Below are 25,715 nucleotides of genomic sequence, written 5' to 3' on the forward strand. Positions count from 1 at the left end.
GTCTCCTCTATGCCTTGGCGGCCGAACGCGAACGCTCGACCAGGACGGTTTTCACACGGGCGATATCACGACGCACCGCCTGAATGCGGCCCGTCGCTTCCAGCTGCCCGGTGGCACGCTGGAAACGCAGATTGAACTGCTCCTTCCGAAGGTCGAGCAGCAGGCCGCCCAACTCATCGGCAGTCTTGGTGCGGATGTCCACGATCTTGGTCATGACCTCAGGCCTCCGTCGCGCCGAGGCGCGCAACAATCTTCGTGCGGATCGGCAGCTTGGCGGCGCCGAGCAGCAGCGCCTCCTTGGCCGTATCCAGGGGCACGCCATCAATCTCGAACATGATGCGGCCAGGCTTGACGCGCGCCACCCAGAATTCGGGCGCACCCTTGCCCGAACCCATGCGGACTTCGGCAGGCTTGCTGGACACGGGCACATCCGGGAAAATCCGGATCCACACGCGGCCAGCGCGCTTCATGGCGCGCGTGATGGCACGGCGGGCGGCCTCGATCTGGCGCGCGGTCACGCGCTCCGGCTCGAGGGCCTTCAGGCCGTATCCACCAAAGGCGAGCGTGAAGCCACCCTTGGCGACGCCCTTGATGCGGCCCTTATGGGCCTTCCGATACTTGGTTCGCTTCGGCTGCAACATCTCAGTTCACCTGGTTACCGCTGGGGCGCTTGTTCGTGGGCGCGCTTATCCTGCGCACTCGGATCATGGGCCATGATTTCGCCCTTGAAGATCCACACCTTTACGCCGCAGGTGCCATAAGTCGTCTTCGCCGTCGCAACGCCATAATCAATGTCGGCGCGCAGCGTGTGCAGGGGCACGCGACCTTCGCGATACCACTCCATCCGCGCGATCTCGGCACCGCCAAGACGCCCGGAGCAGTTGATCCGGATGCCCAGCGCGCCAAGGCGCATGGCGGATTGCACGGCGCGCTTCATCGCACGGCGGAAGGCCACGCGGCGCTCCAGCTGCTGCGCGATGCTCTCGGCCACGAGAACACTGTCGAGCTCCGGCTTGCGGATCTCCAGGATGTTCAGCGAGACTTCGGCGCCGGCCTTGATGGACAATTCCTTGCGCAGCGTATCGATATCCGCGCCCTTCTTGCCGATGACGACGCCAGGGCGCGCGGCATGAATGGTCACGCGCGGCTTCTTCGCCGGACGCTCCACCACCACCTTCGACACGCCAGCGGACTTCAGCCGCTCCTTCAGCGTCTCGCGCAGCTTCAGGTCGTCATGCAGCAGCCGCGCATAATCCCGGCCCGCATACCAGCGGCTGTCCCAGGTGCGGTTGATGCCGAGGCGAAGGCCAATCGGATTGACTTTGTGACCCATATTACGCTGCCTTCGCTTCGCTCGACGCCACGGGCGCCTGCTGTTCCGCGACCACAATCTTCAAATGGCTGAACCACTTCTCGATGCGCGACGACTTGCCACGGCCACGCGCGGCAAAGCGCTTCATGACCATGGAGCGACCGACTTCCGCCTTGGCCACCACCAGACGATCCACGTCCAGCTGGTGGTTGTTCTCGGCGTTGGCGATCGCGCTTTCCAGCGTCTTCTTCACCGTCTGGGCGATGCGGCGCTTGCTGAAGGTCAGCGTGGCAACGGCATCCTGCGCCTTGGCGCCACGGATCATCGCGGCCACCAAGTTCAGCTTCAGCGGGCTCACGCGGATGTTGTGCGTGATGGCCTGCGCCTCGGAATCCGCGAGACCGCGGGGATGTTTCGGCTTGCTCATGGCTTAGCCCCGCTTCGCCTTCTTGTCGGCCGAGTGACCACCAAAGGTCCGCGTCGGCGAGAATTCGCCGAGCTTGTGGCCAACCATGTTTTCAGACACCTGAACCGGCAGAAACTTCTTGCCGTTGTAGACCCCAAAGGTGAGGCCCACGAACTGCGGCAGGATCGTGCTTCGGCGCGACCACGTCTTGATGAGCTCGTTGCGGGTGGAGTTCCTTGCGGTCTCCGCCTTGGCGAGAAGATAGCCGTCCACGAACGGCCCTTTCCATACACTGCGCGGCATCGCGATCAGCCCTTCGTCGCGTTGCGGCGGCGCACGATATCGCGATCCGTCCGCTTGTTGTTGCGCGTCTTCGCACCCTTGGTCGGCTTGCCCCACGGCGTCACCGGATGGCGGCCACCGGAGGTCCGGCCTTCACCACCACCATGCGGGTGATCGACAGGGTTCATGGTCACACCGCGGTTATGCGGCTTGCGCCCCATCCAGCGGCTGCGGCCAGCCTTGCCCAGATCCTGGTTGCTGTTGTCCGCGTTGGACACAGCGCCGATGCTGGCCAGGCACTCGCTGCGCACGGTGCGCACCTCGCCCGACATCAGCTTCACCTGCGCAAGCCCGGCATCCTTGCCGACCAGCTGCGCGAAGGTCCCGGCGGAACGGGCGACCTTTGCACCGGCACCCGGCTTCAGCTCGATATTGTGGATCACGGTCCCGACCGGGATCGCGCCGAGCGGCATCGCATTGCCCGGCTTGATATCGGCCTTGTCGCCCGCGATCACCACGTCGCCCACCTTCATGCGCTGCGGCGCAATGATGTAGGCGATCTCGTTGTTCGAGTACTTCACCAGCGCGATGAAGGCGGTGCGGTTCGGATCATACTCGATCCGCTCCACCGTCGCCGGCATGCCCCAATTGGCACGGCGCTTGAAGTCCACGATGCGGTAGGACTGCTTGTGACCGCCCCCACGGAACCGCACGGTGATGCGGCCGTGATTGTTGCGGCCGCCGGAATGGCTCTTGCCTTCCGTCAGCCCCTTGACGGGCTTGCCCTTCCACAGACCGGAGCGGTCGATGAGAACCGTGCCGCGAAGGCTCGGCGTCGTCGGGTTATAATTCTTGAGCGCCATGGCTTAGCTGAGCCCCGTGGTCAGATCGATGCTCTGGCCATCGGCCAGGCGCACCATCGCCTTCTTCCAATCCGAGCGCTGGCCAGGACGGCCCTTGAAGCGCTTGGCCTTGCCCTTCATGACCAGCGTATTCACCGCCAGCACGTTCACGCCGAAGAGACCCTCGACCGCCTGCTTGATCTCAGGCTTCGAGGCGTCAATCGCCACGCGGAACGCATACTGGCCGTTTTCGCTCATCATGGTGGCCTTCTCGGTCACCAGGGGCGAGAGGATGCACTGGTACATCCGCTCGGCGCTGATCTTCGGCGCCGCCTTCGGCTTGCTGATGGACGCACTCATGCCAGGCGCTCCTTCAGGGCTTCGACGCCGGCGCGGGTCAGCACGAGAACGTCATGGTTGAGAATGTCATAGACATTGGCGCCCGCCGTCGGCAGCGCGTCCATGCCCGGGATGTTGCGCAGCACGCGGAGGAAGTGGTCATTCACCTCCGCATCGATCACCAGCGCCTTGGTCCAGCCGAGCGCCTTGACCTGCTTGGCCATGGTGCTGGTCTTGGCGGCCTGGTCCGCGGTCGCGGCATCGAGCACCACCAGCTTGCCATCCTTGGCCTTCTGGCTGAGTGCCGAAATCAGGCCGAGACGGCGAACCTTCTTGTTCAGGCTGTAGCCATGGTCCCGCACGACGGGACCATGCACGATGCCCCCCTTGCGGAACTGCGGCGCGCGAAGCGAACCCTGACGGGCGGAACCCGTGCCTTTCTGGCGGTAGGGCTTCTTCGTGGTGCCCGAAACCTCGCCCATGCCCTTGACCTTGTGGGTCCCGGCGCGGCGCTTGGCCAACTGCCAGTGAACCACGCGGGCCATGATGTCGGCGCGGGGCGCGGTCGCGAACAGTTCATCCGGCAGGTCGGCTTCGCCGGCCGGAGCATTGTCCAGAGTGATGACAGAAACTTGCATGGACCTGACCTCAGACCGTCGCCGGCGACGGCGCGGCGGAAACTGCCGTGGGGAACGGCGCATCGGCAGGGCGCGCGCGCTTCACAGCATCCCGCACCAGCACATAGCCACCAGCGGAACCGGGAATGCAGCCCTTGATGAGCAGCAGCCCACGCTCGGCATCGTGACCAGCGATCACGAGGTTCTGCGTGGTGATGCGCTCAACGCCGAGATGACCGGCCATCTTCTTGTTCTTGAAGGTCTTGCCCGGATCCTGGCGGTTGCCGGTGGAGCCGTGCGAGCGGTGGCTGATCGAGACGCCGTGCGAGGCTTCAAGACCGGAGAAGTTCCAGCGCTTCATGGCGCCGGCGAAGCCCTTGCCCTTGGAGGTGCCGGTCACATCCACTTTCTGCCCGGTGACGAAATGCGCCCCCGACAGCACGGTCCCCGGGGCGACCAGCGCCTCGGCATCCACGCGGAATTCCGTCACCTTGAGCGGCGCCTCAACGCCGGCCTTCGCGAAATGCCCGCGATTGGCCTTGGACACGTTCTTCGGCTTCGCCGTGCCGATGCCGAGCTGGAGGGCGGTGTAGCCATCCTTCTCGGTCGTGCGCTGCGCCACGACGCGAACCGCATCGAGGTGAAGCACCGTCACCGGTGTGGTCGTGCCGTCATCATTGAAAAGACGAGTCATGCCGAGCTTGCGCGCGATCAGTCCCGTCCGGACCTGGGTGGCCATGATTCCGTCCTCAGATCTTGATCTCGACGTCCACGCCGGACGCCAGGTCGAGCTTCATCAGCGCGTCCACCGTCTGGGGCGTGGGGTCGACAATGTCGAGAAGCCGGCGATGCGTCCGAATTTCGAACTGCTCGCGGCTCTTCTTGTCCACGTGGGGCGAGCGGTTCACCGTGAAACGCTCGATCTGCGTCGGCAGCGGGATCGGCCCGCGCACACGCGCACCGGTCCGCTTCGCGGTCTGCACGATCTCGCGCGTGCTGCCATCGAGCACGCGGTGGTCGAACGCCTTGAGGCGGATCCGGATATTCTGGCTGTCCATAATGGGCGCCCGCTTACTTCGAGATGCTGGCGACGACGCCCGCACCCACGGTGCGGCCACCCTCGCGGATGGCGAAGCGCAGCCCCTCATCCATCGCGATCGGCGCAATCAGCTCGACATCCATCGAGACATTATCGCCCGGCATCACCATCTCAACGCCCTCGGGAAGCTGCACGATCCCCGTCACATCCGTCGTCCGGAAGTAGAATTGCGGGCGGTAATTCGTGAAGAACGGCGTGTGGCGGCCACCCTCTTCCTTCGTCAGGATATACGCCTCGGCCTTGAACTTCGAGTGCGGCTTGATCGAACCCGGAGCCGCCAGAACCTGGCCGCGCTCCACGTCTTCACGCTTCGTGCCGCGCAGCAGCGCGCCGATATTGTCGCCCGCCTGCCCGCTATCCAGCAGCTTGCGGAACATCTCCACACCCGTGACCACCGTCTTCACGGTGTCCTTCAGGCCGATGATCTCGACTTCCTCGCCCACCTTCACCACGCCACGCTCCACGCGGCCCGTCACCACCGTGCCGCGGCCGGAGATCGAGAACACGTCCTCCACCGGCATCAGGAAGGGGCGGTCAATCGCGCGCTCGGGCTGCGGAATGTAGCTGTCCACCGCCGCCATCAGCTCAAGAATGGCGTTCTCGCCGATCTCGGGCGTCTTGTCTTCGAGCGCGGCCACGGCCGAGCCCTTGATGATGGGGATGTCATCGCCCGGGAACTGGTAGGAGGAGAGCAGCTCGCGCAGCTCCATCTCCACCAGCTCGACCAGATCAGGATCGGCCAGATCCATCTTGTTCAGGAACACCACCAGCGCGGGAACGCCCACCTGGCGGGCGAGCAGGATGTGCTCGCGCGTCTGCGGCATCGGGCCATCGGCGGCCGAGCACACCAGGATCGCGCCGTCCATCTGCGCCGCACCCGTGATCATGTTCTTCACGTAGTCGGCGTGGCCAGGGCAATCCACATGCGCGTAGTGGCGGTTCGCCGTCTCATACTCCACATGCGCCGTCGAGATCGTGATCCCGCGCGCACGCTCCTCAGGCGCCTTGTCAATCTGGTCATACGCCGTGAACGACGCACCACCAGACTTCGCCAGCACCTTCGTGATCGCCGCCGTCAGGGACGTCTTGCCATGATCAACATGGCCGATCGTCCCAATATTGCAGTGCGGCTTGTTCCGCTCAAACTTCGCCTTGGCCATCGTCGTGCATCCGATCCGAAAAAGTTGTCATCCACGCCCGCTCACGGGCGCCACAATTCTTACCAACGGTAGTGGCTGAAAGCCTTGTTGGCCTCTGCCATCCGGTGCGTGTCTTCGCGCTTCTTGACGGCCGTGCCGCGGTTGTTCACCGCGTCCATCAGCTCGGCGGAAAGCCGCTCTTCCATCGTGCTCTCGCCACGCTTCCGCGCGGCGTCGATCAGCCAGCGAATGGCCAGCGCCTGGCGCCGCTCGGGGCGAACCTCGACGGGCACCTGGTAGGTGGCGCCACCGACGCGGCGCGAGCGCACCTCGACGGCCGGCTTCACATTGTCCAGCGCCTCGTGGAAGAGGCGCAGCGGATCGGCATTGGCGCCGCCCTTGCGCTTCAGCGTGTCCATCGCCGCATAGACGATGCCCTCGGCGGCAGACTTCTTGCCGTCGTACATGAGCACATTCATGAAGCGGCTCAGCACGATATCGCCGAACTTCGGGTCCGGCAGAACTTCGCGCTTTTCCGCGCGGTGACGACGTGACATCTCTCAGTTCCTCACTTCGGCCGCTTGGCGCCGTAGAGCGAACGGCGCTTGCGCCGCTTCGGCAGGCCCTGCGTATCGAGCACGCCACGCAGAATGTGGTAGCGCACGCCCGGAAGATCCTTCACGCGCCCGCCACGGATCAGGACCACGGAGTGTTCCTGCAGGTTGTGCCCCTCGCCAGGGATGTAGCTCACCACTTCAAACCCGTTGGTGAGGCGCACCTTGGCGACCTTGCGAAGCGCCGAGTTCGGCTTCTTCGGGGTCGTTGTGTACACGCGCGTGCACACGCCACGCTTCTGGGGGCAGCCTTCGAGAGCCGGAACCTTGTTCTGGCTGCGACGCGGCTCGCGCCCTTGCGCGATGAGCTGGTTGATCGTCGGCATGACGCCCCTTCGTAATCGTTTATTCGGCCCATTCACCAAACGACACACGGCCCGACGGGCGCTTTCGCGCTCCGAACGGGCCACCGCGTCAACCCCGGGCCTGACCTGCCAATTCGCGGCAGTGGTGACCGAAGCAAGGCGTTTGAACCAACATACCCGGACGCAGCTTGCGAAACGTCCCGGCGAGTTGCGCGTCTTAACCACCCCCCCGCCCAGAGTCAAGCGAGGGGGCAGCGATTCGCCTCCAAAGAGGCGCCCTTGGCCCTAACGGGCCAAGGGATTTCCGCATGCCGCTATTCGGCGGCCGCGGGGCTCGTCTCCGGCTCGGCCAGCGCGGGCACGGCGGGCAGGCGCCCGCTGTCCCGACGCGCCGCCAGAACCTTCAGGCGGTTCATCACGGAACCCGTGCCGGCCGGGATCAGGCGGCCCACGATGACGTTCTCCTTCAGGCCGCCCAGCGTATCCACCTTGCCGGCCGTGGCCGCCTCGGTGAGCACGCGTGTCGTCTCCTGGAAGGAGGCCGCCGAGATGAAGCTCTGCGTCTGCAGCGAAGCCTTGGTGATGCCCTGGAGCACCGGCTCCGCCCGTGCAGGGCGTTCGCCCACACGCAGGCGCTTCTCATTCTCCGCATCGAACTCGAAGCGGTCCACCTGCTCGCCGATCAGGTAGGTGGTGTCGCCCGGCTCGAGGATCTCGACCTTCTGCAGCATCTGGCGAACGATCACCTCGATGTGCTTGTCGTTGATCTTCACGCCCTGGAGTCGATAGACGTCCTGGATCTCGTTCACCAGGTAGTTGGCGAGCGCCTCCACACCCAGCACGCGCAGGATGTCATGCGGCACGCGCGGGCCGTCCACCAGCGGGTCACCGGCCTTCACATAGTCGCCTTCCTGCACCGAGACGTGCTTGCCCTTCGGCACGAGGTATTCACGCTCGAGCGGCGGCTCATCGCCCATCGGCTCGCTCTTGACGATCACGCGGCGCTTGGCCTTGTAATCCTTGCCGAATTCCACGCGGCCATCGATGTCGCTGATGATCGCGGCATCCTTCGGACGGCGGGCCTCGAACAACTCGGCCACGCGGGGCAGACCACCGGTGATGTCACGCGTCTTGGAGGATTCGCGCGGCATGCGGGCCACCACGTCGCCCGCTTCCACGGTCGCGCCATGATCCACGCTCAGCACCGTATCGGGGTTGAGGAAGTAGCGCGCCTCGGTCCCGTTCGGCAGCTTCATGATCTCGCCGCGGGCATCCTTCATGACGATGCGCGGACGCAGATCGGCCGATTTCGCGGTCGCCTTGTAATCCACCACCACCTTGGAGGTCAGGCCGGTCACGTCATCGGTCTTCTCGACCAGCGTGACGCCCTCGATCAGGTCCTGGTATTCGACCTTGCCTTCGCGCTCCGTGATGATCGGCAGGGTGAAGGGGTCCCACTCGGCCAGCTTCTGGCCACGCTCGACCTTGGCACCATCCGTGATGATCATCTTGGCGCCATAGGGCACGCGGAACCGCGCGCGCTCGCGGCCATTGGCGTCCAGCAGGCCCACTTCGCAATTCCGGCTCATCACGATGGGTGCGCCGGAGGAGTTCGTGACCAGCGAGAGGTTGTGCAGCTTCACGGTCGAATCCACCGTGGCTTCCACCGCCGATTGCTCGGCACCGCGCTGCGCGGCCCCACCGATATGGAAGGTGCGCATGGTGAGCTGCGTGCCAGGCTCGCCAATGGACTGGGCCGCGATGACGCCGACGGCCTCACCCATGTTCACCGGCGTGCCGCGCGCCAGGTCACGGCCATAGCAATGGCCGCAAACGCCCTGGAGCGACTCGCAGGTCAGCACCGAGCGGATCTTCACCCCCTCGACACCGGCCTTCTCGATCGCCTCGGCATCGGCCTCCTCGACCAGCATGTTCTTGGCGATGATGACTTCACCCGTCGCCGGGTCCAGCACATCTTCCTGCGTGGTGCGGCCCAGGATGCGCTCGCTGAGCGAGGACACCACATCGCCGCCATCCATGATGGCGCGGACATTCAGGCCACGCTCCGTGCCGCAATCATCTTCCATGATGATGCAGTCCTGCGCCACGTCCACCAGACGCCGCGTCAAGTAACCGGAGTTCGCCGTCTTCAGCGCGGTGTCGGCCAGGCCCTTGCGGGCGCCGTGGGTGGAGTTGAAATACTCCAGCACGGTCAGGCCTTCCTTGAAGTTCGAGATGATCGGCTGCTCGATGATCTCGCCCGAGGGCTTGGCCATCAGGCCGCGCATGCCGGCCAGCTGGCGCATCTGCGCCGGCGACCCACGCGCGCCGGAATGGCTCATCATCCAGACGGAGTTGGTCGGCTTGCCGATCTCCTGCTTCTGAATCTCGGCCATCATGGCCTTGGCCACTTCATCCGTGCAGCGCGACCAGGCGTCCACCACCTTGTTGTAGCGCTCGCCCGAGGTGATCAGGCCATCCAGATACTGCTGCTCGAACTCCTTCACCTCGGCCTTGGTGGAGGCGATGAAGCCCTCCTTTTCGGCCGGGATCATCATGTCGTTCTTGCCGAAGGAAATGCCGGCCTTGGCCGCGTGCTTGAAGCCGAGGCCCATCAGGCGGTCGGCGAAGATCACGCTCTCCTTCTGGCCGCAGTGACGATAGACGGCGTCAATCACGTCCGAGATGGACTTCTTGGTCAGCAGCCGGTTGATCAGGGAGAAGGGCAGCGCCGGGTGCTTGGGCAGGAGAGCGCCCATCAGCATGCGCCCCGGCGTCGTGATCACGCGCTCGACCACGGGCTTGCCATCGGCATCCACCGTGGCGCGGCGCGTCAGGATCTTGGTGTGGATCGTCAGCGCCTTCACCTCGAGGGCGTGCTCGATCTCACCGATGTCACCGATGCGCGGCGCCTTGTCGTCCTCGGCCACGCGGAATTCGGGCGTGTCGAGGCTGAGGTAATAGAGGCCGAGCACGATGTCCTGGCTCGGCACGATGATCGGCTTGCCGTTGGCGGGGCTGAGGATGTTGTTGGTGGACATCATCAGCACGCGCGCTTCCAGCTGGGCCTCAAGGCTCAGCGGGACGTGCACGGCCATCTGGTCGCCGTCGAAATCCGCGTTGAAGGCGGTGCAGACCAGCGGGTGCAGCTGGATCGCCTTGCCCTCGACCAGCACGGGCTCGAAGGCCTGGATGCCCAGGCGGTGCAGCGTGGGGGCGCGGTTCAGCAGAACCGGGTGCTCGCGGATCACCTCTTCCAGGATGTCCCAGACCTCGGGACGCTCCTTTTCCACCATGCGCTTCGCCTGCTTGATGGTGCTGGCGTGGCCGTATTTTTCGAGCTTCGAGTAGATGAAGGGCTTGAACAGCTCCAGCGCCATCTTCTTCGGCAGGCCGCACTGGTGCAGCTTCAACTCCGGGCCCACCACGATGACCGAACGGCCCGAGTAGTCCACGCGCTTGCCCAGCAGATTCTGCCGGAAGCGGCCCTGCTTGCCCTTCAGCATGTCCGAGAGCGACTTCAGCGGGCGCTTGTTGGCACCCGTGATGGCGCGGCCGCGGCGGCCATTGTCGAACAGCGCATCCACCGATTCCTGCAGCATGCGCTTCTCATTGCGCACGATGATGTCCGGCGCGCGCAGCTCGATCAGGCGCTTCAGGCGGTTGTTGCGGTTGATGACGCGGCGATACAGGTCATTCAGATCCGAGGTCGCGAAGCGGCCACCATCCAGCGGCACCAGCGGGCGCAGCTCGGGCGGGATGACCGGCACCACGTCGAGGATCATCCATTCCGGACGCGCGCCGGATTCGGAGAAAGCCTCGATCAGCTTCAGCCGCTTCACCAGCTTCTTGCGCTTGGCTTCGGAGGTCGTCTCCTTCAGCTCGGCGCGCAGGCGGACGGCGTCCTTCGCCATCTCCATCCCATGCAGGATTTCCTTCACCGCCTCGGCGCCGATGCCCACACGGAAGGCGTCCTCGCCGAACTCATCCTGCTTGGCGACGAACTGATCCTCGTTCAGCAGCGAATGTAGCTTGAGGTCGGTCAGGCCCGGTTCGAGCACCACATAGCTCTCGAAATACAGAACCTTCTCCAGCTCCTTCAGGCTCATATCCACCATGAGGCCGACGCGGCTGGGCAGGCTCTTCAGGAACCAGATATGCGCCACGGGAGCGGCAAGCTCGATATGGCCCATGCGCTCGCGCCGGACCTTGGCGAGCGTCACTTCCACGCCGCACTTCTCGCAGACAATGCCGCGGAACTTCATCCGCTTGTACTTGCCGCAGAGGCACTCGTAATCCTTGATCGGGCCGAAGATGCGGGCGCAGAACAGCCCGTCCCGCTCCGGCTTGAAGGTCCGGTAGTTGATGGTTTCGGGCTTCTTGATCTCGCCATAGGACCAGGAGCGGATCTGCTCCGGCGATGCCATGGAGATCTTGATCTGGTCAAAGGTCATCGCCTGGCCGGTTTGGCCCAGGATCTTCATCAGCTCGTTCATGCCGCCTCGCTCTCTTCCCGTACCTCGGCACGGGCCTTGAAGGGGTAGTCGCGGGACGCCTCAGGCGCCCCGCGTATCAAACCAGCGCTCGTGCTTACGAGCCGCGATTCTCGAGATCCACGTTCAGGCCAAGGCTCTTCAGCTCCTTGACCAGCACGTTGAAGCTCTCCGGGATACCGGCCTCGAAGCTGTCCTGATCGCGGACGATCGCCTCATAGACCTTGGTGCGGCCGGACACGTCATCCGACTTCACCGTGAGCATTTCCTGCAAGGTATAGGCAGCGCCGTAAGCCTCCAGCGCCCAGACCTCCATCTCGCCGAAGCGCTGGCCGCCGAACTGCGCCTTGCCACCCAGCGGCTGCTGCGTGACCAGCGAGTAGGGGCCGATCGAGCGCGCGTGGATCTTGTCATCCACCAGGTGGTGCAGCTTGAGCATGTAGATGTAGCCCACCGTCACCTTGCGCTCAAAAAGCTCGCCCGTGCGGCCGTCAATCAACTGCATCTGGCCGGAGGTATCGAGACCCGCCTTGGTCAGCATGCCTTCGATATCGCTCATCCGCGCGCCATCGAACACCGGCGTCGCGATGGGGATGCCCTTCTTGAGGTTGTCGGAGAGCTCCATCAGCTGCTCTTCGCTCATCGGCAGGATGTCACGCTCGAACACCTCGTCGCCGTAGATGTCCTTGAGCTTGTCCAGCAGCTCGTCCCGCACGGCCGAGGAGCGGCGGAAATCTTCCACCAGCAGCCCGATCTCGCGGCCGAGATTGGCGCAGGCCCAACCCAGATGGGTTTCCAGGATCTGCCCGACATTCATGCGCGAGGGCACGCCCAGCGGGTTCAGCACGAGATCCACCGGCGTGCCATCCTCCAGGAACGGCATGTCCTCGATCGGCACGACGCGGCTGACGACGCCCTTGTTGCCATGCCGGCCGGCCATCTTGTCACCGGGCTGGAGCTTGCGCTTCACGGCGACGAAGACCTTGACCATCTTCATGACGCCCGGCGGCAGCTCATCGCCGCGCTGCAGCTTCTCGACCTTGCTTTCGAAGCGCTTCTGCAAACGCTCCACCGCCGCGTCGAATTCGCGCTTCAGCGCCTCGATCTCGACCATCGCCGCGTCATCCGTAACGGCGATCTGCCGCCAGGTGGATTTCGCGAATTGGTCCAGCACCTCATCGGTGATGGGCGTCCCCGCCTTCACACCCTTGAAGCCGCCCGAAGCCTTGCGGTTCAGCAGGCGCTCGCGCATCCGGCCGTAGAAGCTGCGCTCCTGGATCGCGCGCTCATCATCGCGGTCCTTGGCGAGGCGTTCGATTTCCGAACGCTCGATGGCCATGGCGCGCTCATCCTTGTCCACGCCGCGGCGGGAGAAGACGCGCACATCCACGATGGTGCCGGAAACACCCGGCGGCAGCTTCAGCGAGGTGTCGCGAACATCGGACGCCTTTTCGCCGAAGATGGCGCGCAGCAGCTTTTCTTCCGGCGTCATCGGGCTCTCGCCCTTCGGCGTCACCTTGCCGACCAGGATGTCACCCGGATGCACTTCGGCGCCGACATAGACGATACCCGCCTCATCCAGGTTGCGCAGCGCTTCCTCACCCACATTGGGGATGTCGCGGCTGATTTCCTCCTGGCCGAGCTTCGTGTCGCGCGCCATCACCTCGAATTCTTCGATGTGGATGGAGGTGAACACGTCATCGCGCGCGATGCGCTCGCTGATCAGGATGGAGTCTTCGAAGTTGTAGCCGTTCCAGGGCATGAAGGCGCAAAGGACGTTGCGGCCCAGCGCCAGCTCGCCCAGCTCCGTGCTCGGACCATCGGCGATGATCTCCCCGGCGGACACACGGTCACCCACCTTCACCAGCGGGCGCTGGTTGATGCAGGTGCTCTGGTTGGAGCGCTGGAACTTCCGCAGGCGATAGATGTCCACGCCCGAGGTCTGGCCATCATCGCTCGTCGCGCGCACCACGATGCGGGCACCGTCAATCTGGTCCACGATGCCATCCCGGCGGGCGGAGATCGCCGCACCCGAATCGCGGGCCACGGCGGCTTCCATGCCGGTGCCGACCAGCGGCGCATCGGCGCGGATCAGGGGCACCGCCTGGCGCTGCATGTTGGAGCCCATCAGCGCGCGGTTCGCGTCATCATTCTCCAGGAAGGGAATGAGGGCCGCGGCCACCGACACCAGCTGCTTCGGCGAGACGTCAATCGCCGTCACCTCGCCCGGCTTCACCAGGCGGAAATCGCCGCCCTGGCGGACCGAAACGAGGTCACTCAGGAACTCGCCCGTCGCCGCATCCACATGCGCATCGGCTTGCGCCACGACCAGCTTCTCCTCCTCCATGGCGGAGAGGTAGCGCGGCTCACCCGTGATCTTGCCGTCCTTCACGAGGCGATAGGGCGTCTCGATGAAGCCGTACTTGTTCACCCGCGCGAAGGTGGCGAGTGAGTTGATCAGGCCGATATTCGGCCCTTCCGGCGTCTCGATCGGGCAGATGCGGCCATAATGCGTCGGGTGCACGTCGCGCACCTCGAAGCCGGCGCGCTCACGCGTCAGACCGCCCGGGCCAAGCGCTGAGAGGCGGCGCTTATGCGTCACTTCCGAGAGCGGGTTGGTCTGGTCCATGAACTGGCTGAGCTGCGAGGAGCCGAAGAACTCGCGCACGGCGGCGGCGGCCGGCTTCGCGTTGATCAGGTCATGCGGCATGACGGTGTCGATATCGACGGCCCCCATGCGCTCCTTGATCGCGCGGTCCATACGCAGCAGGCCGACGCGATACTGATTCTCCATCAGCTCACCCACCGAACGCACGCGGCGATTGCCGAGATTGTCGATGTCGTCGATCGAGCCGCGGCCATCCTTCAGGTCCATCAGGACGCGCATGGTGGCGACGATGTCCTGCTTGCGCAGCGTGCGCAGATGATCCGGCGCTTCCTCGAGCGAGAAGCCCAGGCGCATGTTCATCTTCACGCGGCCCACGGCCGAAAGGTCGTAGCGGTCACCGTCGAAGAACAGGCCACGGAACAGCGCCTCGGCCGTCTCCGGCGTCGGCGGTTCGCCCGGGCGCATCACCCGGTAGATGTCCATCAGCGCTTCGTCGCGATTGGTGTTCTTGTCCACCGCCAGCGTGTTGCGCATCCAGGGGCCGACCGACTGGTCCACCGCCAGGGTCGGCAGCACGTCAATGCCGGCATCCTCGATGGCCGCCAATTTCGCTTCGGTCAGCTCCTCGCCGGCTTCGGCCCAGATCTCGCCCGTCTCCATGTTGACGAGGTCCACGGCGACGAAACGGCCAAGCAGATCGGTGCGGCCGACCAGCACTTCGGTCGTGCCGGCCTCGACGATCTTGCGCGCCGCGCGCGGCGTCATCTTCACGTCCTTCTCGGCGACGACGGCGCCGGTCTTGGCGTCAATCAGCGCCTCGAACAGCTTGATGCCGCGGAAGCTCTCGGGGTCGAAGGCGCGCGACCAGCCCTTGGGGCCGCGCTTGAATTCCACCTGGCCGTAGAAAGCGGCCAGCACTTCCTCGGCATCCATGCCGCGAATTTCGGAGGGCTCCATTTCCAGGCCCTGGGCCGCGCGCTCGACGCGCTTCGCCTCGGTCGCGGCGCTATCCAGCGCCAGCAGCAGCGTGCTGGCCGGCAGCTTGCGCTTGCGGTCAATGCGGACATAGCAGATGTCCTTGGCGTCGAACTCGAAATCGAGCCAGGAGCCGCGATAGGGGATGACGCGCGCGGCGAACAGGTACTTGCCCGAGCTGTGCGTCTTGCCCTTGTCATGGTCGAAGAAGACGCCGGGGCTGCGATGCATCTGGGAGACGATGACGCGCTCGGTGCCGTTGATGATGAAGGTGCCGTTGTCGGTCATGAGCGGCATGTCGCCCATGTAGACATCCTGCTCCTTGATGTCGCGCACCGAACGGCTGCCGGTATCCTCATCGAGGTCCCAGACGATCAGGCGCAGCTTGACCTTCAGGGGCGCCGCATAGGTCAGGCCGCGCGCGATGCACTCTTCCACGTCATATTTCGGCTCTTCCAGCTCGTACTGGACGAATTCCAGCCGGCCGCGGCCCGCGAAATCATTGATCGGGAAGACCGACTTGAAGACCTCCTGGAGGCCCGTATTGGTCCGGCTGTCCGGATGCGTTTCCATTTGCAGGAAGAACGCATAGGAGGCACGCTGCACATCAATCAGGTTGGGCATGGGCGCAACCTCGGGCAGCCTGCCGAAGCTCTTGCGAATCCGCTTGCGCGCCGTGAACGACTTGCTGATAGCGTTCATGCCTGTCCCGCTTCCTTATCCTGGCCCATGGGCAAATCCCAAGGCCGGCAAAACCATCTCCGCAAGCATTCCAGCGGCACCGTGCCGCCAAAACGGCGAGATGGACGGCAATCGAGCCCGATTGCCGCCCCTCCCGACTTGATACCAATCCCGATCGCGCCGGCGCGGAGCCCCGGCGTGATCAGGGCGACCGTTACTTGACTTCGACGGTCGCGCCGTTTTCTTCCAGAACCTTCTTGATCTTGTCCGCTTCGTCCTTGGAGACATTCTCCTTGACGACCTTCGGCGCGCCCTCGACCAGATCCTTGGCTTCCTTCAGGCCCAGGCCGGTGATGGTGCGGATCTCCTTGATCACGTTGATCTTCTTGTCGCCAGCGGCGGCAAGGGTCACCGTGAACTCGGTCTGCACTTCGGCGGGCGCGGCAGCCGCGGCCGGGCCAGCAGCGGCAACCGCCACCGGCGCGGCGGCGGAGACGCCCCACTTCTCTTCGAGCATCTTGGACAGCTCAGCGGCTTCCAGGACGGTCAATGCGGAGAGCTCTTCGACGAGCTTTGCAAGTTCGGCCATGTTCGTGTTCCTTCTAACTAATGGCTTGACTGTGGCTTGACAACCCCACCGCGGCATCGCGGCAGGGCCTATTGATCAGGGAAGGCAATCGCTAACCCTATACGGCACGAAGGGCATGGCGGTTTTCGCTTCCGGGCCGAAACCCGTCAGCGCCAACCTCACGCCGCTTCCTTATCCGCATATGCCTTCAGCACCCGTGCCAGCTGCCCTGCGGGGGCTTGAACCACCCCGGCAATGCGCGTCGCGGGGGTCTGGATCAGACCCACCAACGAGGCGCGCAGCGTATCGAGCGAGGGAAGCTCAGCCAGGGCCTTCACGCCATCGACGTTCAGGTTCTGGGTGCCAAGCGCCCCGCCCAGGATCACGAACTTGTCGTTCCCCTTGGCGAACTCCACGGCGGTCTTCGCCACGGCCACAGGATCCACCGACCACGCCAGCGCGGTCGGTCCCTTCAGCAGCGGTGAAATGCCCTGGAAGCGGGTGCCGTCGAGGGCGCGAGTGGCCAGTCGGTTCTTCGCAACCTTATACGTTGCCCCGGCAGCCTTCATCTTGCGCCGCAGATCATCCACCGCCGCGACCGTGAGACCCTTGTTCTGGGCCACGAGCACGAAGGAAGTCTGAGCGAAGACCGAGGCCATCGTGTCAACGAAGGCGCGCTTTTCCGTACGGTCCAACGTCACGTCTCCGTCGGTGGCCGAAACCTTGTGGAAGGGCTTCGACCGGTTCACACGGGGGCAAGGGGACCATCCCCCTGCCCCGTTCGCCTGTCGTTGCCGGAAAGCCAAGCCATTCCGACCCGGGCCTTGGCCCGGGCGGGAAAATCTCGGTTCCCCGTCTCATGCTGGCGGGTGGGAACACCCATTAAGTCGCAACCAAAGCCGCGACGCCTGCAATCTCCGACAGGTTGCGGCGGCGGCCCCGAAGGCCCGCCACCTGCGCGCCCCGGCTCACACCGGGGCGAATTTGGTACTCTTTCCGGTCAGCTTTCCCGCTACGCGGGGCTGGTCGGGGTGCCCGTTCAGCTTTCCCGCTACGCGGGGCTGATCGGGGTTGCCCGGTCAGCTTCCCCGCTGCGCGGGGCTGATCGGGTGGCCTATCGGCGTTCAGCCCTGCAGGCTGGACACATCCACGCTCACGCCCACGCCCATGGTGGACGAGACGGCGACCTTCTTCACGAAGGTCCCCTTCGCGCCGGTCGGGCGGGACTTCTGGATGGCGTCCACGAAGGCGCGGGCATTGGCCAGCAATTCTTCCTGGCCGAAGCTGGCCTTGCCGATGCCGGCATGGATGATGCCGGCCTTCTCGGCGCGAAACTCCACCTGGCCGGCCTTGGCGGCGGTGACGGCACCCTTCACATCCATGGTCACGGTGCCGAGCTTCGGGTTCGGCATCAGGCCGCGCGGGCCCAGCACCTTACCGAGGCGACCCACGAGGGCCATCATGTCCGGCGTCGCGATGCAGCGGTCGAAGTCGATCTTGCCTTCCTGCACCAGGGCGGCGAGGTCATCGGCGCCCACCACATCGGCGCCGGCCGCGCGGGCCTCATCGGCCTTCGGGCCGCGGGCGAACACGCCGACGCGAACCGTCTTGCCCGTGCCGTTCGGCAGGCCGACCACGCCACGGACCATCTGGTCGGCGTGGCGGGGATCAATGCCGAGGTTCATCGAGATTTCGATGGTCTCGTCGAACTTGGCCTTCGCATTGGTCTTCACCAGCGAAATCGCCTCATTCAGCGGATAGGCCTTGTCGGCCACGACGGTGGCCGCAAGGGCCTTCATGCGCTTGGTCATGTTCAGCCCTCCACCACGGTCATGCCCATGGAACGGGCGGACCCGACCAGCATGCGCACCGCGCTCTCGACGTCGGTGCAGTTCATGTCCTTCATCTTCACCTTGGCGATCTCGGCCAGCTGCGTCTTCGTCACGCGGCCCACCATGGCGCCCTTGCCCGGCGTCAGGCTGCCCTTCTCGATCTTGGCGGCCTTCATCAGGAAATAGGTGTTGGGCGGGGTCTTGGTGATGAAGGAAAAGCTGCGATCGGTATACGCCGTGATGACGACCGGCGTCGGCGTGCCGGGCTCCATCTGCTGCGTCGCCGCGTTGAATTCCTTGACGAATTGCATGATGTTCAAGCCGCGCTGACCCAGCGCCGGGCCGATCGGCGGCGAGGGGTTCGCCTTGCCCGCGGGCACCTGCAGCTTGATATAGCCGGCAATCTTCTTAGCCATGAATACTCAGTCCTCTCAAAATGGAGAGACCCGCGGTCCTGGCGGCCCCAAAGCAGATCATGCCTCGGACCTCCCGCGTTTCCCTGCGGCCGGAGGGCGCATGCCCCCCACCGGAAGGCGGGCGTGTAGAGCGCTGGCCGAAGCCTGTCCAGCCCCCCATGTCGAAAATCCTACGCGGCCGCGCGCCGTGGGTCGGCCCGGAGCGGCATCAGCGCCTGCGCCTGCTCAGCCGGCATCGGCCGGCCGAGCAGCCATCCCTGCCCCATATCGCATCCCAGACGGGTCAGGAAATCCACATCCAGCTGTTCCTCGATCCCCTCCGCCACCACCGGCAGGCCCAGGCTTTCCCCCAGGCCGATGATGGCGGCAACGATCTTGCGCGCCCCCGCATCCGAGGCCATGGCCCGCACGAAGCCGTTATCCACCTTGATCACGTCGAAGGGCAGCGCCTGCAATTCGCGCAGGCCGGAATGCCCAGTGCCGAAATCATCCAGGGCGAGGCGCACGCCCAGCGCCTTCAGCTCCGAGAGCATGGCATGGCCGCTGCGCAGATCGCCCAGCAAGGCGCCCTCGGTCAGCTCCAGCTGCAGCCGCCCGGGTGGCAGCCCGGCCTCGGCCAGGATCTGCGCCACCTGGCGCGGCAGGTCCGCCTCGGCCAGATGCAACGGCGAGAGGTTGAACGAGAGGGTCAGCGGCTCCGGCCAGGCGGCGGCGTCGCGGCAGGCCCGGCGCAGCAGCAGGTCGGTCAGCGGCACGATCAGCCCATTGGCCTCCGCGATGGGGATGAACTCGCTGGGCGAGACAAAACCGCGCGTCGGATGCGGCCAGCGCGCCAGTGCCTCGAAGCCGAGCAGCTGGCCCGAGGCCAGTTGCCGGATCGGCTGGTAATGGCAGGTCAGAACATCCTGGGTGAGGGCCTCGCGCAGTTCCGCCTCCAGGCGCATCGCGCCGCGCCGCTTGCCCAGGCGCGGGTCCATCTCAGGCGTGAAGCGGCGGAAGCGGCCGCGCCCTTCGGCCTTGGCGCGGTAGAGGGCGGAATCGGCACGGCGCATCAGCTCCGCCGCATCCTCGGCATCATCGGGCGTCAGCGCGATGCCCAGGCTGAGGCCGACGCGCACCTGCACGCTCCCTCCCCCGGCCCCGCTGCCATCGGGGTGCAGGGTGAAGGGCACGCGCACCACGCCCATCAGGCGCTTGGCCGCATCCTCGGCCGCGGCATAGGGATCGGCCGGATCAAGCAGCAGCATCAGCGCGAATTCATCGCCTCCCAGGCGGGCGGCGATGCCCTGGCGCGCCACCTCGCAATCCAGCCGATGCGCGATCTGCTTCAGCAATTCATCACCCGCCGCATGGCCATAGGTGTCATTCACCGGCTTGAACCCATCCAGATCGGCCAATGCCAGCATGATCGGCGCGCCCGAGGCCCAGGCCTCGGCGAATTCCTCGCTCTCCTGGGCTTCGGTCAGGCCGCGGCGGTTGAGGATGCCGGTCAGCGGGTCCCGCATGGCGAGGTCCCGCGTGGCTTCCTCGGCCTGGCGGAAGCGGCGCAGGCGGCGGCGCAGCAGCAGCAGCCCGAGCCCGCCAAACGCCAGGCTCACCAGCACCGAGATGGCGCCCACCGTGCGGAACTGCGTCGTCGCCTCGGCGAAGATGGGCCGCTGGTCCCAGGCGATGCTGACCCGGCCCACCACGGCACCATCCGCCCCCATCGCCGCCCGCGAGATCACGATGACATCGGCATCATGGGCGGTGGTGCCCCGCTGCCACCAGGCGCCGGCCAATGGGAAATCCGTTCGCGCCCAGTCATGCACCACCAGCCCATCCGCCCGCTCGAATCGCGCGGCCATCAGGGCGGGGTTGCGCGCGGTGATCGGCAAGAGTGCCGCTTCGAGGCTGGCACCGCGATTGAAGCGCAGGCCGGGGGCGGCCATCGCCGTCATCAGCTCGGTCTGCGCGGTCGCCGCGTCATGCGCGCGCAGCAATTCCCGCCGCAGCACCCATTGGGTGACGAAATGCGAGCCCACCAGCTCCGCCAGGACGAGGCAGATGGCGGCGATGATGGCAAAGCGCGCATCCAGGGCGCTGCGACGCCGCGTCTTCATGCGGCAGCCCCCAGGAAGGGCCGCAGCATCTGGCTCAGGCTGCCATCCGCCTCCAGCGCGGCATGGGCCTCGCTGAGGGCGACCAGCGGGATGTCCAGCGTGGCGGGGTTCAGCGCGAGCCAGGCGGGTTGGGCGACAACCGGGCGGCCAAGCTGGGCGACGCGGCCCAGATGACTGCGCAGCAGCGGCAATGCGCCAAACCAGGCGGAGACCGAATGGCCGCGCATCGCGGCCAGGGCCTCGGGCCAGCCCGGCATCGGCACAAGATTGGCCAGGCCCCGCTCCCGCAGGAACCCCTCATGCCAGCTGCCCTCCAGCACGGCGATGCGCGGCAGTGTCTGCGCTTCGGCCAGGGTATCGGGGGGGCGCTGTTGCAGGCTGGCGAAGCCGCTGGGGTCGTCAAACAGCGCAACGGCCCAGCGGAAGCGCGCTTCCCGCGCGGGGGTCCGGGGCAGCGGGGCGATGGCGCGGCCAGTCAGCGACGCCGCACGCGCCTCGGCTTCGGGCCAGGGCAGGAAGCGGAACACCACCTGCAGGCCGATCATTCGGAACATCTCCGCCACCAGGGTCAGCACGAAGCCGGGCTCTGGCCCTTCCGCGATGGCATAGGGGCGGTGATCGGCCGTCACCAGCTCGATCGCGCCACGGGCCTGCGCGGGCCGCGCCAGGACCAGGGGGGCCGCCAACAACACCGGTGGGGCGATCAGCGCGCGGCGCCGCATGGGATGTTCCTGCAGGATATGAGGGCGGCAGGGAACACCGGCGCAGGTTAATGCCGCGTTGACATGGCTGGACGCGCGCTTCGCCCGGCAGCATCCTGGCCCCCGTGTCTTCCACCGCCCCGCCGCGCTTTCTGCTCGGCATCCTGTTCATGCTGACCGCGGGTCTGCTGTTTCCCGTCATGGGCGGCTTCGCCAAGCTGCTGGGTCAGGACTACTCCTCCCTTCAGATCAGCTGGGCACGGGCCTTCGGGCATATCCTGTTTCTCTCGGCGCTGTTCATGCCGCGCATGGGGCTGGCGCTGTTCCGCACGCGCCGGCCGGGCTTGCAGCTGTTCCGCTCGGCCATGCTGTTCACCTCCAACCTGAACTTCTTCTACGCGATCAGCTTCATTCCGCTGGCCAAGGCGGCGGCGATCAGCCTGGCCGCGCCGCTCATCGTCGCCCTCCTCGCCTGGCCGATGCTGGGCGAGCGGACGACGCGCGGGCGCGTGGTGGCCCTGCTGATCGGCTTCCTGGGTGTGCTGGTGGTGATCCGGCCGGGGACCGCGCTGTTCAACTGGGCCTCGATCTTCGTGTTGATCAGCGCCACCGCCTATGGCGTCTATCAGATCCTGACGCGGCGAATCGCGGGCATTGATCCGGCCGAGACCTCGGCCCTTTATTCGGCCTTTGTCGGCGGCTTCGGGATGTTCCTGGTGCTGCCCTTCGTCTGGACCGCGCCGGCTTCATTGGGGGATGTGGGGCTGTTCTGCGGCGTCGCCATCCTGGGCGCGCTGGGGCATTACTGCGTGGCACGGGCCTTCGGCTATGCGCCGGCCAATGTGCTCTCGCCCTTCCAGTATTTCCAGCTGCTCGGCTCGGTCGCGGTGGGCTGGCTGCTGTTCAGCGAATTCCCCGACGCGCTGACCTGGGTGGGTGCGGCCATCATCGCGGCGGCCGGGCTCTATATCGGCTGGAGCCAGACCGGCGGGCGGGGCAGATAGCCCCACCCGACGCGGTTCAGAGCTTCTCGACCTGGCCGTATTCGATTTCGACGGGCGTGGAACGGCCGAAGATCGAGACGCTGACCGTCAGGCGGCCCTTTTCCTCGTCCACCTCTTCCACCGTGCCATTGAAGCTGGTGAGGGGGCCGTCGGAGACACGCACCTGCTCGCCCACCTCAAAGAGGACGGCGGGGCGGCGGGGCTTCTCGGCGCCGTCGCTGACAGGCCAGCCCCAAGCCTTCGCGTCAGGTGGCACGAAGCTGGGAAACACGCCCTCGCAGTGGTAACCTTCAAGCATGCCAAATTCTGAAGGCCTGAAGATCGCAAGGCAACTTATCGCCGAGGAAGCGCACCAGAAAGCCGGCGTGCTCGACCTCGCCGAGTTGGGCCTCTCAGTGCTGCCGCCGGAGATTGGCGAGCTTACGTGGCTTCGGGAGTTGCGGCTTGCCCGTCAACCCTGGCATTCGGCTCCTTCGGACCGTCCGGTGCTAGGACCAAACCAGCTGGCAAACCTCGCGCCGATCGCCAGCCTCACTAACCTCCAACACCTCGAGTGCTCCCGGACCCAGGTCGCCGACCTCGCGCCGATCGCCAGCCTCACCAACCTGCAATACCTCGACTGTTCCCGCACGCGTGTCGCCGACCTCACGCCGATTGCCGGCCTCACAAACCTCCAAAACCTCGACTTCTCCCAGACCCAAGTCACCGACCTCGCGCCGATCGCCGGCCTATATAGCCTCCGACACCTCAGCTGCTGGAAAACCCAAGTCACCGACCTCGCATCGATCGCCGGCCTAAGCAGCTTAAAATACCTCTACTGCTCCCAGACCCTAGTCGCCGACCTCGCGCCGGTCGGCGGCCTCACCGACCTACAAAACCTTTACTGCTGGGGGACCCAAGTCGCCGACCTCACAAACCTCCAACACCTCTTCTGCTCCCAGACTCTAGTCGCCGACCTCACGCCGATCGGCGGCCTCACCAACCTCCAACGCCTCAGCTGCTGGGGGACCCAAGTCACCGACCTTGCGCCCATCGCCGGCCTCACCAACCTCCAACATCTCGACTTCTCCTGGACCCAAGTCGCCGACCTTGCGCCGATTGCCGGCCTCACCAACCTCCAACATCTCGACTGCTCCCGGACCCAAGTCGCCGACTTTGCGCCGATTGCCGGCCTGGCTCAACTCCAACACCTCGACTGCTCTCGAACGCAAGTCGCCGACCTAGCGCCGCTCGCCGACCTCAGGCGCCGGCCCGGTGGTCGTTCTCGCACGCGATGGTCGGCTCGCGATGGCCACGCCGCGAGAGCTAGATACTGCGGGTAACAACCGCGCGAGGCTGGAAGCCCTTCATCCGGCCGTTCGCGAAGCTGCCATAGAACTCCTGGCGGCGCTGCGCGGCCAACCGGCCAATCAGCGCAATGAACGACTAGAGCGGGCAGCGGAGCGGTATCAGGCTCTGGTGGATCAGCCCCTTACGGAGGTCGACTTCGCGCGTCTCTTTGCTGCGGGAATCCAGTTAGAAAACGCGGAGCGCGCCACCCGCGCTGCGCTGGAGGCCGGACGCGCCGATGTGCCCGACCTCACGGCCCTGCAGGATGAGACGCTGGGGACGTTGCTCCAATTGCATCCGCCCTTCGTCCTTGCCTCGCGCGATGGCACGGAGATGCTGGCCGACCAGACGCTGATCCAGATGACGACGGAGGATGTGGGCGCTGTCCGGGAGGCCGGCCTCGCCCTGGGCGAGGCCCTGGTTGCCCGCCCTGATCTCTCTGAGCCCGCGGTGGGTGAAATGATCCGGGACGCGGCGCTGGAGGTCAGCCAAGGCCCGAATACGCCTCGCGATGCCGCGACCAGTGTGAGCATGACGCGAAACGTCGTGATCGCGCTCGGTGCCGGCGCAACAGCAATTTCACTGCCGCTCATCGGGACCGCGGTCGGAGGGCCGCCTGGTATGATTGCTGGGGGGGTAACCTCGTGGAGTTTGCTGAAGGCGGTAGAAAAAACCAAGGCCTTCTCGGCCGTGCAAACGGTGATCACCGAAGGCCTGGACCGCGCCGCCGCCGCCGGATGGGATGTTGCAAGGTCACGCCTGATCGAGCAACGCGCCCTTTTCCTGAGGCAGGAGGCGCCATTGCGTCGCCTCGCTAAGCTTCAGGGGTTCGGCTGGCTGAACCGCACTCTCGACTGGGTCAAGCGCCAGCCTGACCCGGGTGATACTCGCTAGGGGTCAAAGGCCCCCGACGCGGCTCAGAGCTTCTCGACCTGCCCGTATTCGAGTTCGACGGGCGTGGAGCGGCCAAAGATCGAGACGCTGACCTTGAGGCGCCCCTTCTCCTCGTCCACTTCCTCCACCGTGCCGTTGAAGCTCGTGAAGGGACCGTCGGAAACACGCACCTGCTCGCCCACCTCGAAGAGGACGGCGGGGCGGCGGGGCTTCTCGGCGCCCTCGACCATGGCGTTGACGATGCGCATCGCCTCGGCCTCGGTGATGGGCTGCGGCTTGTTGCGCGCGCCGAGGAAGCCCGTAACCTTCGGCGTGTCGCGCACCAGGTGCCAGGTGTCGTCGGTCATTTCCATCTTCACCAGCACATAGCCGGGGAAGAACTTGCGCTCGGCATCCACTTTCTGGCCGCGCCGCACTTCGACCACCTGCTCGGTCGGCACGAGAATATCCTCGATCCGGTCCGCAAGACCCGACTGGGCGGCCTGCGCGCGGATCTGCTCGGCGATCTTCTTCTCGAAGCCCGAATAGACATGCACGACATACCAACGCTTATCGGCCATCGGCCAGAACCTCGCTTCACAATCCAGCACCCTTGGGCGCGGTCACATCAGAAAAGCCTGCGGCCCGATCCTGGCGCCTGGAACCCAGGAGCCAGCTCCATCGGCCCATCAGACGTCAGAACCCGAAGATCCAACTCATCGCGAGCTGGATGATCTGGTCCACCACCAGGAAGAACACGGCCGCGAGCGACGACAGGGCCAGAACGAGGCCAGTCGTGATCAGCGTCTCACGCCGCGAGGGCCAAGTGACCTTCGCAACTTCCTGACGCACTTCCCGGGAGAATTGAACGGGATTGATCTTGGCCAAAATTCCGGTTTCCTGATGAGTGCCGCGGGTGGTGCCCCCTGAAAGCATGTCAGCGGCCGTCTTGCAACGTGCCGACCACCTGGCGGGGATGGGGGGAGGCCATTCGGTGGCCACTCCCGGCCGCAGAATGTCGAAAAAGAGTGGCAGGGGCGGGGGGTCTCGAACCCACAACCTCCGGTTTTGGAGACCGGCACTCTAGCCAATTGAGCTACGCCCCTGCATGGCGCGGGATGATGTCATCACCCCGCGCCGACGTCTGATTGCCGCAGGTCCGTGCCCGCGTCAACGCG

At 65.5% G+C, this 25,715-nt stretch carries 26 protein-coding genes, 1 tRNA gene and 1 pseudogene; 3 read left to right on the forward strand and 25 right to left on the reverse strand.

Annotated elements, in window-relative coordinates; all coding sequences use genetic code 11:
• Positions 1 to 7: 7 nt before the first annotated feature.
• The 21 genes from rpmC to LHU95_RS17850 all read right to left on the reverse strand — a co-directional run bounded on the left by rpmC (position 8) and on the right by LHU95_RS17850 (position 21,352).
• Complete coding sequence (gene rpmC, locus LHU95_RS17750) at positions 8 to 214, reverse strand: 50S ribosomal protein L29 (RefSeq protein WP_248708286.1); 207 nt, start codon at positions 212 to 214, stop codon at positions 8 to 10.
• 4 nt (positions 215 to 218) lie between these two features.
• Positions 219 to 641, reverse strand: coding sequence for a 50S ribosomal protein L16 (rplP, locus tag LHU95_RS17755; RefSeq protein WP_248708287.1), 423 nt, complete (start codon positions 639 to 641; stop codon positions 219 to 221).
• A 14-nt stretch (positions 642 to 655) separates the two neighbouring features.
• Positions 656 to 1,333, reverse strand: coding sequence for a 30S ribosomal protein S3 (gene rpsC, locus LHU95_RS17760; RefSeq protein WP_248708288.1), 678 nt, complete (start codon positions 1,331 to 1,333; stop codon positions 656 to 658).
• A gap of 1 nt (position 1,334) precedes the next feature.
• On the reverse strand, positions 1,335 to 1,739 hold the full coding sequence (gene rplV, locus LHU95_RS17765; RefSeq protein WP_248708289.1) for a 50S ribosomal protein L22: 405 nt from the start codon (positions 1,737 to 1,739) through the stop codon (positions 1,335 to 1,337).
• A 3-nt stretch (positions 1,740 to 1,742) separates the two neighbouring features.
• Entirely contained in the window at positions 1,743 to 2,021 is a 279-nt protein-coding gene (gene rpsS / locus LHU95_RS17770) for a 30S ribosomal protein S19 (protein WP_248708290.1), read from the reverse strand.
• A gap of 5 nt (positions 2,022 to 2,026) precedes the next feature.
• Positions 2,027 to 2,863, reverse strand: a complete 837-nt coding sequence (gene rplB / locus LHU95_RS17775) for a 50S ribosomal protein L2 (protein WP_248708291.1) — start codon at positions 2,861 to 2,863, stop codon at positions 2,027 to 2,029.
• Between the two features lie 3 nt (positions 2,864 to 2,866).
• Entirely contained in the window at positions 2,867 to 3,163 is a 297-nt protein-coding gene (locus LHU95_RS17780; protein ID WP_248711585.1) for a 50S ribosomal protein L23, read from the reverse strand.
• 35 nt (positions 3,164 to 3,198) lie between these two features.
• Positions 3,199 to 3,819 carry a 50S ribosomal protein L4 gene (gene rplD / locus LHU95_RS17785; protein ID WP_248708292.1) on the reverse strand — a complete coding sequence of 207 codons (621 nt, stop codon included), beginning with the start codon at positions 3,817 to 3,819 and terminating at the stop codon, positions 3,199 to 3,201.
• 10 nt (positions 3,820 to 3,829) lie between these two features.
• Positions 3,830 to 4,537 (reverse strand): 50S ribosomal protein L3, encoded by a 708-nt coding sequence (gene rplC, locus LHU95_RS17790; RefSeq protein WP_248708293.1) that lies wholly within the window; start codon positions 4,535 to 4,537, stop codon positions 3,830 to 3,832.
• Between the two features lie 10 nt (positions 4,538 to 4,547).
• Entirely contained in the window at positions 4,548 to 4,856 is a 309-nt protein-coding gene (gene rpsJ / locus LHU95_RS17795; RefSeq protein WP_131550998.1) for a 30S ribosomal protein S10, read from the reverse strand.
• Positions 4,857 to 4,869: 13 nt separating this feature from the next.
• Positions 4,870 to 6,057, reverse strand: coding sequence for an elongation factor Tu (gene tuf, locus LHU95_RS17800; RefSeq protein WP_248708294.1), 1,188 nt, complete (start codon positions 6,055 to 6,057; stop codon positions 4,870 to 4,872).
• A 59-nt stretch (positions 6,058 to 6,116) separates the two neighbouring features.
• A complete protein-coding gene (gene rpsG, locus LHU95_RS17805) occupies positions 6,117 to 6,593 on the reverse strand; it encodes a 30S ribosomal protein S7 (protein ID WP_248708295.1) in 477 nt (158 codons plus the stop codon).
• Positions 6,594 to 6,604: 11 nt separating this feature from the next.
• Entirely contained in the window at positions 6,605 to 6,976 is a 372-nt protein-coding gene (gene rpsL, locus LHU95_RS17810; protein WP_131546751.1) for a 30S ribosomal protein S12, read from the reverse strand.
• Positions 6,977 to 7,269: 293 nt separating this feature from the next.
• Positions 7,270 to 11,451 (reverse strand): DNA-directed RNA polymerase subunit beta', encoded by a 4,182-nt coding sequence (rpoC, locus tag LHU95_RS17815; protein ID WP_248708296.1) that lies wholly within the window; start codon positions 11,449 to 11,451, stop codon positions 7,270 to 7,272.
• 94 nt (positions 11,452 to 11,545) lie between these two features.
• Positions 11,546 to 15,733 carry a DNA-directed RNA polymerase subunit beta gene (rpoB, locus tag LHU95_RS17820; protein ID WP_248708297.1) on the reverse strand — a complete coding sequence of 1,396 codons (4,188 nt, stop codon included), beginning with the start codon at positions 15,731 to 15,733 and terminating at the stop codon, positions 11,546 to 11,548.
• Positions 15,734 to 15,926: 193 nt separating this feature from the next.
• Positions 15,927 to 16,301, reverse strand: coding sequence for a 50S ribosomal protein L7/L12 (rplL, locus tag LHU95_RS17825; protein ID WP_248708298.1), 375 nt, complete (start codon positions 16,299 to 16,301; stop codon positions 15,927 to 15,929).
• Positions 16,302 to 16,459: 158 nt separating this feature from the next.
• Positions 16,460 to 16,975: a 50S ribosomal protein L10 gene (gene rplJ, locus LHU95_RS17830; RefSeq protein WP_248708299.1), complete on the reverse strand. Its 516-nt coding sequence runs from the start codon at positions 16,973 to 16,975 to the stop codon at positions 16,460 to 16,462.
• Between the two features lie 429 nt (positions 16,976 to 17,404).
• Positions 17,405 to 18,091 (reverse strand): 50S ribosomal protein L1, encoded by a 687-nt coding sequence (gene rplA / locus LHU95_RS17835; protein WP_248708300.1) that lies wholly within the window; start codon positions 18,089 to 18,091, stop codon positions 17,405 to 17,407.
• Between the two features lie 2 nt (positions 18,092 to 18,093).
• The gene (rplK, locus tag LHU95_RS17840; protein WP_248708301.1) at positions 18,094 to 18,528 is read right to left on the reverse strand and encodes a 50S ribosomal protein L11; all 435 of its coding nucleotides are present in this window, start codon (positions 18,526 to 18,528) and stop codon (positions 18,094 to 18,096) included.
• A 170-nt stretch (positions 18,529 to 18,698) separates the two neighbouring features.
• On the reverse strand, positions 18,699 to 20,630 hold the full coding sequence (locus LHU95_RS17845) for an EAL domain-containing protein (RefSeq protein ID WP_248708302.1): 1,932 nt from the start codon (positions 20,628 to 20,630) through the stop codon (positions 18,699 to 18,701).
• Positions 20,627 to 21,352, reverse strand: a complete 726-nt coding sequence (locus tag LHU95_RS17850; protein ID WP_248708303.1) for a transporter substrate-binding domain-containing protein — start codon at positions 21,350 to 21,352, stop codon at positions 20,627 to 20,629. The genes LHU95_RS17845 and LHU95_RS17850 overlap by 4 nt, the downstream gene beginning before the upstream one ends.
• A gap of 104 nt (positions 21,353 to 21,456) precedes the next feature.
• Between LHU95_RS17850 and LHU95_RS17855 the strand changes: the two genes are divergently transcribed.
• Positions 21,457 to 22,335, forward strand: coding sequence for a DMT family transporter (locus LHU95_RS17855; protein WP_248708304.1), 879 nt, complete (start codon positions 21,457 to 21,459; stop codon positions 22,333 to 22,335).
• A 16-nt stretch (positions 22,336 to 22,351) separates the two neighbouring features.
• On the opposite strand, the pseudogene LHU95_RS17860 reads toward LHU95_RS17855, so the two are convergent.
• Positions 22,352 to 22,552: pseudogene (locus LHU95_RS17860) on the reverse strand (KOW motif-containing protein); the annotation flags it as partial.
• A 79-nt stretch (positions 22,553 to 22,631) separates the two neighbouring features.
• Between LHU95_RS17860 and LHU95_RS17865 the strand changes: the two are divergent.
• Positions 22,632 to 23,657, forward strand: coding sequence for a leucine-rich repeat domain-containing protein (locus LHU95_RS17865; RefSeq protein WP_248708305.1), 1,026 nt, complete (start codon positions 22,632 to 22,634; stop codon positions 23,655 to 23,657).
• On the forward strand, positions 23,623 to 24,558 hold the full coding sequence (locus LHU95_RS17870; RefSeq protein WP_248708306.1) for a hypothetical protein: 936 nt from the start codon (positions 23,623 to 23,625) through the stop codon (positions 24,556 to 24,558). The genes LHU95_RS17865 and LHU95_RS17870 overlap by 35 nt, the downstream gene beginning before the upstream one ends.
• Positions 24,559 to 24,581: 23 nt before the next feature.
• On the opposite strand, the gene nusG is transcribed toward LHU95_RS17870, so the two are convergent.
• The 3 genes from nusG to LHU95_RS17885 all read right to left on the reverse strand — a co-directional run bounded on the left by nusG (position 24,582) and on the right by LHU95_RS17885 (position 25,643).
• Positions 24,582 to 25,118, reverse strand: coding sequence for a transcription termination/antitermination protein NusG (gene nusG, locus LHU95_RS17875; protein ID WP_248708307.1), 537 nt, complete (start codon positions 25,116 to 25,118; stop codon positions 24,582 to 24,584).
• Positions 25,119 to 25,233: 115 nt separating this feature from the next.
• On the reverse strand, positions 25,234 to 25,425 hold the full coding sequence (gene secE, locus LHU95_RS17880; protein ID WP_248708308.1) for a preprotein translocase subunit SecE: 192 nt from the start codon (positions 25,423 to 25,425) through the stop codon (positions 25,234 to 25,236).
• A 141-nt stretch (positions 25,426 to 25,566) separates the two neighbouring features.
• A tRNA-Trp gene (locus LHU95_RS17885) sits at positions 25,567 to 25,643 on the reverse strand.
• Positions 25,644 to 25,715: the final 72 nt, after the last annotated feature.

It is taken from the genome of Sediminicoccus sp. KRV36, assembly GCF_023243115.1.
Taxonomy (GTDB): Bacteria; Pseudomonadota; Alphaproteobacteria; order Acetobacterales; family Acetobacteraceae; genus Roseococcus.